The organism is Geodermatophilus maliterrae, assembly GCF_041018925.1.
Taxonomy (GTDB): domain Bacteria; phylum Actinomycetota; class Actinomycetes; order Mycobacteriales; family Geodermatophilaceae; genus Geodermatophilus; species Geodermatophilus maliterrae.
The window spans coordinates 19294-27627 of the sequence record NZ_JBFNXQ010000070.1 but is presented as its reverse complement, the minus strand read 5'-3'; the positions used below and the strand labels follow the sequence as shown (position 1 = coordinate 27627).

At 74.9% G+C, this 8334-nt stretch carries 9 protein-coding genes; 1 reads left to right on the top strand and 8 read right to left on the bottom strand.

The genetic code is table 11. The features are described 5' to 3' along the window. Positions 1-167: 167 nt before the first annotated feature. The 5 genes from tatC to ABQ292_RS18825 all read right to left on the bottom strand — a co-directional run bounded on the left by tatC (position 168) and on the right by ABQ292_RS18825 (position 3754). Positions 168-1130, bottom strand: a complete 963-nt coding sequence (tatC, locus tag ABQ292_RS18845; protein WP_369209238.1) for a twin-arginine translocase subunit TatC — start codon at positions 1128-1130, stop codon at positions 168-170. A 20-nt stretch (positions 1131-1150) separates the two neighbouring features. Further along, positions 1151-1441, bottom strand: coding sequence for a Sec-independent protein translocase subunit TatA (tatA, locus tag ABQ292_RS18840; protein ID WP_369209236.1), 291 nt, complete (start codon positions 1439-1441; stop codon positions 1151-1153). A 108-nt stretch (positions 1442-1549) separates the two neighbouring features. Next, on the bottom strand, positions 1550-1780 hold the full coding sequence (locus tag ABQ292_RS18835) for a hypothetical protein (RefSeq protein ID WP_369209234.1): 231 nt from the start codon (positions 1778-1780) through the stop codon (positions 1550-1552). A 10-nt stretch (positions 1781-1790) separates the two neighbouring features. After that, positions 1791-2780, bottom strand: a complete 990-nt coding sequence (locus ABQ292_RS18830; RefSeq protein WP_369209232.1) for a helix-turn-helix transcriptional regulator — start codon at positions 2778-2780, stop codon at positions 1791-1793. Continuing rightward, positions 2777-3754, bottom strand: a complete 978-nt coding sequence (locus tag ABQ292_RS18825; protein WP_369209230.1) for a helix-turn-helix transcriptional regulator — start codon at positions 3752-3754, stop codon at positions 2777-2779. The genes ABQ292_RS18830 and ABQ292_RS18825 overlap by 4 nt, the downstream gene beginning before the upstream one ends. Positions 3755-3868: 114 nt before the next feature. Here ABQ292_RS18825 and ABQ292_RS18820 point away from each other — a divergent pair, with 114 nt between their 5' ends. Next, entirely contained in the window at positions 3869-4966 is a 1098-nt protein-coding gene (locus tag ABQ292_RS18820; RefSeq protein ID WP_369209228.1) for a DUF3866 family protein, read from the top strand. A 150-nt stretch (positions 4967-5116) separates the two neighbouring features. Here ABQ292_RS18820 and pafA read toward each other — a convergent pair whose 3' ends face one another. The 3 genes from pafA to prcB are packed head-to-tail and all read right to left on the bottom strand — an operon-like array spanning position 5117 to position 8300. Next, a complete protein-coding gene (gene pafA / locus ABQ292_RS18815; RefSeq protein WP_369209226.1) occupies positions 5117-6475 on the bottom strand; it encodes a Pup--protein ligase in 1359 nt (452 codons plus the stop codon). Positions 6476-6531: 56 nt separating this feature from the next. Further along, a complete protein-coding gene (gene prcA, locus ABQ292_RS18810; protein ID WP_369209224.1) occupies positions 6532-7452 on the bottom strand; it encodes a proteasome subunit alpha in 921 nt (306 codons plus the stop codon). Positions 7453-7457: 5 nt separating this feature from the next. Then, positions 7458-8300: a proteasome subunit beta gene (gene prcB, locus ABQ292_RS18805; RefSeq protein WP_438940609.1), complete on the bottom strand. Its 843-nt coding sequence runs from the start codon at positions 8298-8300 to the stop codon at positions 7458-7460. Positions 8301-8334: the final 34 nt, after the last annotated feature.

Genomic DNA, 8334 nt, shown 5'->3' with positions numbered 1-8334 from the left:
ACGTCGAGGACGGCGCCGGAGACGGTGCGCGCCCGTCCCCGCCCGGCGGCGGGGCTGACGAGGACGGCGACGTCGGTACCGGCGCTCACCCGGCTCCCTCCCTGCCTCCCGGCCCCGCACCGGCCCGACGGCGTGGTCGCGCCGGAGGACCGCGGCGGCCCGGGCCCTCAGCCGCGGGAGCGGGCGCCCGGGCGGTCGGCCGCGTCGGTCGCGGCGGCGTCGTCCCGGCGCAGGTCGTCGCGCGGGGTCGGCGCGGCGTCGAGGTGCGAGGGCCGGGCGTCGAGCGGCGAGGCCTCGTCGTCGGCGACGTCGTGGAAGTGCTCGTGTGCCTCGCGCCGGGCGCGCCGCTTGTCCACGATCCGGGCGATCTGGATGGCCAGCTCGAAGAGCAGCACCATCGGCAGCGCCATGGCGAGCATGGTGAAGGGGTCCTGCGTCGGCGTGATGAACGCGGCGAACACGATGGTCAGGAAGAAGATCCAGCGCCGGCTCCTCGCGAGCACGGCGTGGCTGAGGACGCCCACCAGGTTGAGCGCCACGGCGATCAGCGGCAGCTCGAAGCTGAGCCCGAAGGCCACCAGCAGGCTGATGACGAAGCCCAGGTAGTCAGGGGCGGTGAGCTGGAAGGCCACCTCGTCCCCGGCCAGCCCGAGCAGCAGCTCCAGGCCCTTGTAGAGGGTGACGTAGGCCAGCACCGCGCCGAGGGCGAACAGCGTGGTGGAGGCCGCGACGAAGGTGACCGCGTACCGCTTCTCGTTGCGCTTGAGCCCGGGGGTGATGAAGGCCCACAGCTGCCAGAGCCAGAACGGCGAGGACAGCACGGCCCCGGCGATCAGGCCGATCTTCAGCCGCAGCAGGACGCCGCCGAAGACGTCGAGCACCACCAGCCGGCAGTTGTCGTCGCCCTGGAAGCGGAGCTCGGCGGGCAGCGAGCAGTAGGGCTCGCTGAGGAAGGTGAGCAGGCCGTGGTCGTACCAGAGGAAGCCGGCGACGGCGCCCAGCGCGAGGGCCAGCAGCGCCTTGGCGACCCGGTTGCGCAGCTCGGTGAGGTGCGCGACGAGGGTCATCGTCGCCTCGGGGTCGCGCGGGGGCCGGCGGCGCCGGCGTCCGCGCGGCTCGGGCCCGCTCACGTCGCTGCTCCGGGGAGCGGTCAGCGGGGGTCGGCGGCGCCGGGCTGGCCGGCGCGCGCCCGGAGCTCGGCCGCGCGCGCCTCGGCGGCGGCCGCCTCGGCCTCGAGCGCGGCACGGCGGTCGGCGTCGGAGGCGTCGAGCTGGGCGGGGGTGGGACGGCTGCGGTCGTCGTCCTTCATGCCCTTCATCTCGCCCTTGAAGATGCGCAGCGAACGGCCGAGCGAGCGCGAGGCGTCGGGCAGCTTCTTGTACCCGAACAGCAGCAGGATCGCGAGGATGATCAGGATGATCTCCGGCGCGCCGAGGTTCATGCGTCCTCCAGGTCGAGGGGGCGGGGGCGATGCTACGCCGCAGGGTGTTCGTCCCGGGGGTCCTCGGCGGACGGCTCGCGGCGCCGGCGCGTGGTGTTCGCCGGGCGTTCAGCCGGTGTGCGCCGTCCGGGCGGCCGGCGTCCGCTCGTCGGCCGCCTGCAGCGCGGCCGCCCGGGCGGCGGTCGCCTGCACCTGCTCCAGCAGCGGCACCACCTCCCGCTCCGCGGCCTGCAGCTCGCGGCCGAGCCGCCGGAACGCGCCGAGCACGGCGTGCACGAGCGCGCCGAGGACGACCAGGGACAGCACGACGACGACGATGCAGACCACGAGCAGCAGCACGGCGACGACCCTAGGCCCCGGGGGTCACGCCGGCGCCGGCCGCGTACCGGTCCAGCGCGGCGCGGGCGTCGGCGGCGACGGCGGCGGCCAGCTCGGCCGGCTCGTCGACCGTGGCCGCCCCGCCGAGGGAGGCCACCAGCCGGCGGGCCCAGGCCAGGTCGGCGGTGCGCAGGGCGACGGCCAGCCCGCCGGGCGGGTCCGGGACCTCGCGGGCGTCCTCGACCGGGTAGTACTCGGCCACCCAGCGCGCGGTGCGGGCCAGCCGCAGCCGCACCACCGGCGACCCGGGCTCGGGCTGGTAGAGGCCGGACTCGACGTCGCGCGGCGCGGCCTGCGGCGGCGGGGCGGCCGGCTCGTCGAGCACCCGGACGTCGTCGATGCGGTCCAGCCGGAACAGCCGGACGCCGGCGACCTCCCGCGACCACGCCTCCAGGTACCACCGGCCGTCGACGAGCAGCAGCCGCATCGGGTCGACGGTGCGCTCGGTGCGCTCGTCGCGGGTGGGCACGTAGTAGTGCAGGTGCAGCGCCCGCTCGCGCTCCAGCCCGTCGCGGACGACGGCGAGGGCCTGCTCGCGGGCGTCGACCGACAGCGCCACCGGGGTGACCCGCTCGGCGGCGTGCCCGGCGGCGGCCGACACCTTGGCCAGCGCGCGGCTGACCGCCTCCTGCTCGGCCAGGCCGGGCAGGTCGAGCAGCGTGCGCAGCGCGACCACCAGGGCCACGGCCTCGTCGGTGGTCAGCCGCAGCGGGCGGACCATGCCGGCGGTGAAGGTGACCCGGACGCGGTCGCCCTCGAAGGCCAGGTCGATGAGGTCACCGGGGCCGTAGCCGGGCAGGCCGCACATCCACAGCAGGTCCAGGTCGCGGCGCAGCTGCCGCTCGGGGACGCCGAAGTCCCGCGCGGCCTCGGCGAGGGGGACGCCCTCCGGCCGGGCGGTGAGGTAGGGGACGAGCGAGAGCAGCCGGGTCATCCGCTCGTTGGTCGCCGGGCCGGTCACGCTCCCTCCCCCATGGCCGCCAGGCGCGTCAGCCGCTCGACGACGGCGGCGCGCACCGCCTGCGGCGACTCCACGACGACGTCGGGGCCGTAGGCGGCCAGCTGGTCGGCCAGCCGCCACGGCTCGGTGGTGCGCAGCTGCAGCCGGTCGTCCCCGTCCTCGGCCGGCCCGAGCGGCGTCGCCCAGCGGCGCAGGCCCACCGCACCCCCCGGGCGGGCGCGGACCACCACCAGGTGCTCCTCTCCCCCGGCCTGGCGGGCGACCAGCGCGGACAGCTCGACGTCGGCCGGCGGCTCGAACGCGCCCTCCGGACCGGTGGCCTTCGGCGTGCCCACCACCCGGGACAGGCGGAACGCCCGCGGCGCCTGCCGGTCGAGGTCCAGGCCCACGAGGTACCAGCGCCCGTGCCAGGCCACCACCCCCCAGGGCTGCACGTGCCGACGGGCCGGGGTGTCCTCGTCGGGACGGCGGTAGTCGAACTGCAGCACCCGCCGGTCGCGGGCGGCGGCGTAGCAGGGCTCGAAGGCCGGCTCGTCGGAGTCCAGCCGTGGCTGCACGGGCAGCGCGCGGTCGGCGTCGACGTCGACGCCGGCGGCGCGCAGCTTGACCAGGGCGCTGTGCGCGGCCCCGGCCAGCTGGGCGGACTCCCACAGCCGCAGCGCCAGGCCGACGGCGGCGGCCTCCTCGCCGGTGAGGGTGATCTCGGGCAGCTCGTAGTCGGCGCGGGCGATGCGGTAGCCGTCCTCGGTGTCGAAGACGCTGGTGCGGCCGGTCTCCAGCGGGACGCCCATCTCCCGCAGCTCCGCCTTGTCCCGCTCGAACATGCGCTTGAACGCCTCGTCGGCGCGGGCGCTACCGTCGTCGGGCTCGTAACCGGGCACGATCGCCCGGATGCGGGCCGCCGTCACGTACTGCCGGGTACCCAGCAGGGCGATGACCAGGTTGACCAGCCGCTCCGCCCGTTTCGCCGACACGCGCCCCAGCCTAGACAAAGGACCCCCTGCCCCCCGCTGCTCGCACGCTCGCAGCGGGCCCCCGCAGGGGGCCACGCGAGGCGCGGGGGGCACCGGGGTCCTTACTCTCCCCTCGTGGGGGAGAACCAGACGGCGGTGCACCGGATCCGATGGCGACGCGGGCGGGTGACCGCCACCGGGCGCAGCTGGCGCGACGCCCTCGAGCTCACCGTCGAGGTGCCCGGCGACGGCGCGGTCCGCTCGCTGGCCCACCCGTCGCTGGTCGGCGTCCCCGAGGTGGGCGACGAGGTGCTGCTCAACACCACCGCCTGGGCGCAGCGCCTGGGCACCGGCGGCTACGCGCTCGTCGTCGCCGTCCCCGACCGGCTGCCGCCGGACCCCACCGGCCCCGGCCACCTGGTCAAGGCCCGGTACACGCCGCTGCAGGTGAGCGTGCAGGGCGTCGACGAGCAGGACACCGAGCACCACACGGCGATCGCCGAGGCCGAGGACCTCGGCGGCATGCCCGTGGTCGTGGCCGACCTGCACTCGGCGCTGCCGGCCGCGCTGATCGGCGTCTTCGCCACCGACCCCGACCTCAAGGTCGCCTACGTCATGACCGACGGCGGCGCGCTGGTGGCCGGGTTCTCCCGCACGCTGCACACGCTGGCGCCGTCGCTGACCGGCGTGGTGACCGTGGGCCAGGCCTTCGGCGGCGACCTGGAGGCGGTCACCCTGCACACCGGGCTGCTGGCGGCCAAGCACGTGCTCGGCGCCGACGTCACGGTCGTCACGCAGGGGCCGGGCAACCTGGGCACCGGGACGTCGTGGGGTTTCTCCGGCGTGGCCGCCGGGGAGGCGTGCAACGCCGTCTCGGTGCTGGGCGGTGAGCCGGTCGGCGCGCTGCGGATCTCCGACGCCGACCCGCGTCCGCGCCACCGCGGCGTCTCGCACCACTCGCTGACCGCGTTCGGCCGGGTGGCGCTGGCCGGGGTGACCCTGGTCGCGCCGCGCGGGCTGGGCTCGGAACTCGGCCAGCAGGTCGAGGAGGACCTCGCCGGGCAGCCCGAGCGCAACGAGGTCGTGTGGGTGGACACCGACGGGCTCGACGAGGCGCTGCAGCTCTCGCCGGTGACGCTGTCGACCATGGGCCGGGGCTGGCCGGAGGAGCGCGCCTACTTCCTGGCCGCCGCGGCCGCCGGCCGCTACGCCGCACTCCAGGTGCCCTACTGACCGTCGGCCTCACGGCCTCCACCGCGGCCAGGTGCCGTCCCCCGGCTGCGCGGAGCCCTCCCGTCGCACCGCGCCGGGGAGCCTCCGGCCCCCGCGCCGCGGCGCGACCCTCGCAGGGCGGCTCCGACGTCCCTCGCGGACCCCTCCGGGTCACATGGAGGCGATGAGCTTCTCCACGCGCTCGTCGACGCTCTTGAACGGGTCCTTGCACAGCACGGTGCGCTGGGCCTGGTCGTTGAGCTTGAGGTGCACCCAGTCGACGGTGAAGTCGCGCCGCTTCTCCTGGGCCTTGCGGATGAACTCGCCACGCAGCTTGGCGCGGGTGGTCTGCGGCGGCACGTTCTTGGCCTCGAAGACGCGCGGCTCGTGCGCCACCCGCTCCACCTGCCCGGCGCGCTCGAGCAGGTAGTACAGCCCCCGCTTGCGGCTGATGTCGTGGTAGGCGAGGTCCATCTGGGCCACCCGCGGCGAGGACAGGGTCAGGTCCCGCTTGGCGCGGTAGCGCTCGATGAGCGAGAGCTTGGTGGCCCAGTCGATCTCGCGGTCGATGAGCGAGAGGTCCTCGGTGTCGACGGCCTTGAGCACCCGGCCCCACAGCTCCAGCATCTGCCGGTGCACGGGGCCGAAGCCCTCGCGGTCGACGAACTCCGCGGCGCGGGAGTGGTACTCGGCCTGGATCTCCAGCGCCGACATCTCCCTGCCGTTGGCCAGGCGGACCTTGCGGCGGCCGGTGATGTCGTGGCTGATCTCGCGGATGGCGCGGATCGGGTTCTCCAGCGACATGTCCTTGATCGGGACGCCGGCCTCGATCATCCGCAGCACGAGGTCGGTGATGGTGACCTTGAGCAGCGTCGTCGTCTCGTTCATGTTCGAGTCGCCGACGATGACGTGCAGCCGCCGGTACCGCTCGGCGTCGGCGTGCGGCTCGTCGCGGGTGTTGATGATCGGCCGCGAGCGGGTGGTCGCCGAGGAGACGCCCTCCCAGATGTGCTCGGCCCGCTGGCTGACGCAGTAGATCGCCCCGCGCGGGGTCTGCAGCACCTTGCCGGCGCCGACGACGAGCTGGCGGCTGACCAGGAACGGGATGAGGACGTCGGCCAGCCGGCTGAACTCCCCGTGCCGGCCGACCAGGTAGTTCTCGTGGCAGCCGTAGCTGTTGCCGGCCGAGTCGGTGTTGTTCTTGAACAGGTAGATGTCGCCGGTGACGCCCTCCTCGGCCAGCCGCTGCTCGGCGTCGACCAGCAGGCCCTCGAGGATCCGCTCGCCGGCCTTGTCGTGGACGACCAGCTCGGTGAGGTCGTCGCACTCGGCGGTGGCGTACTCGGGGTGACTGCCGACGTCGAGGTAGAGCCGCGAGCCGTTGCGGAGGAACACGTTGGAGCTGCGCCCCCACGAGACCACGCGCCGGAACAGGTAGCGCGCGACCTCGTCCGGGGACAGCCGTCGCTGCCCGCGGAAGGTGCACGTGACGCCGTACTCGGTCTCGATCCCGAAGATCCGTCGGTCCACGGACCGAGCCTAGGCGCCGCGTGCGACTCCGGCCGGTTCCCGGCGCCGCGGGCCGGTCAGGACCTCGCGCCCCCGTCGGTGCCGCCGTCGGTGCCGCCGCCCTCGCCGTCGGCCGGACCGGACTGCGGGCCGCTGCCCTCCCCCGAGCCGCCGGTGCCACCGGCCGTGTCGGGAGCCGCCGGGTCACCCAGTCCCGCCGGGGTGCCCGGCTGCGGGGTGCTCGGTGTGTGCGCGGCGGTGGCGCCCTCCGAGGCCTCCCCGGCCGCCCGGTCGCCCAGCAGCGTGCCCAGGGCCGCGCCGACGACCCGCCGGAAGGCCCGCTTGGGCCGGCGGCGGTCGAGGACGGCGACCTCGAGCTGGCCGGCCGCGAGCAGGCTGCCGTCCCCGTCGCCCCCCGACCTCGCCGGGCTGACGGCCGACAGCGCCCGGACGCCGGTCATGAGCGCCTCGCCGAGGTCCAGGCCGCGGCGGAAGTTGTCCCGCAGGTGGCCGGTGACGGCCTCGGCCTGCCCGCCCATGACGACGAAGTCGGGCTCGTCGACGATCGACCCGTCGAAGGTGAGCCGGAAGAGCTGGTCGGTCTCGGAGCTGTCCCCGACCTCGGCCACGCACAGCTCGACCTCGTAGGGCTTCATCTGCTGGGTGAAGATCTCGCCCAGGGTCTGCGCGTAGGCGTTGGCGATGACCCGCCCGGTGACGTCGCGGCGGTTGTAGGAGTAGCCGCGCACGTCGGCGAGCCGGACACCGGCCACCCGCAGGCTCTCGAACTCGCTGTAGCGGCCCACGGCGGCGAAGCCGATCCGGTCGTAGAGCTCGCCGACCTTGTGCAGGGTCGAGCTGGGGTTCTCGGCGATGAACAGCACGCCCTCGGCGTAGGTGAGCACGGCGACGCTGCGACCGCGGGAGATGCCCTTGCGGGCGTACTCCGAGCGGTCGCGCATCAGCTGCTCGGGCGAGGCGTAGTACGGCATGGTCATGGCGGTCAGCCCTGTCCCTCGGCGGCGGCCCGCTCGTCGATGACGGTCTTGGCGACGCCGGCGACCTCGTCGTCGGCCAGGCGGACGGCGCCCTCGGCGTCGACCCGGTAGACGATCGGGTAGAGCCGGCGCACCGGGTCGGGGCCGCCGGTGGCCGAGTCGTCGTCGGCGGCGTCGTAGAGCGCCTCGACCAGCGTGCGGGTGGCGGCGTCGCCGCCCAGGCCCGTGCGCCACGTCTTCTTCAGCGAGTTCTTGGCGAACAGCGAGCCCGAGCCGACGGCAGCGTAGCCGCGCTCCTCGTAGTTCCCGCCGGTGACGTCGTAGCTGAAGATCCGGCCCGGCGTGGTGCCGGGCGCGGCGTCGAGGTCGTAGCCGGCGAACAGCGGGACGACGGCCAGGCCCTGCAGGGCGGCGCCGAGGTTGCCGCGGATCATCTGCGCCAGCCGGTTGGCCTTGCCGTCGAGGCTGAGCGTCAGGCCCTCGATCTTCTCGTAGTGCTCGAGCTCGACCTGGTAGAGCTTCACCATCTCGATGGCGATGCCGGCGGCGCCGGCGATGCCGATCACCGACCAGGAGTCCGCCGGGTAGACCTTCTCGATGTCACGGCTGGAGATGAGGTTGCCCATCGTGGCGCGACGGTCGCCGCCCATGAGCACGCCGTCGGCGTAGGTGACCGCCACGATGGTGGTGCCGTGCGGGGTGAGGTCCCCGACCGGGATCTGCGGCACCGGCCGCCTGCCGGGCAGCAGGTCGGGGGCCGCGGAGGCCAGGAAGTCGGTGAACGAGGAACCCACCCGGTCCAGGTAGGCGGGCGGGAAGCCGCTCCGGCCGGTGTGCGACTGGCTCAACCCGTCCACCCTCTCCGCCCCTCACGGGGTGCTG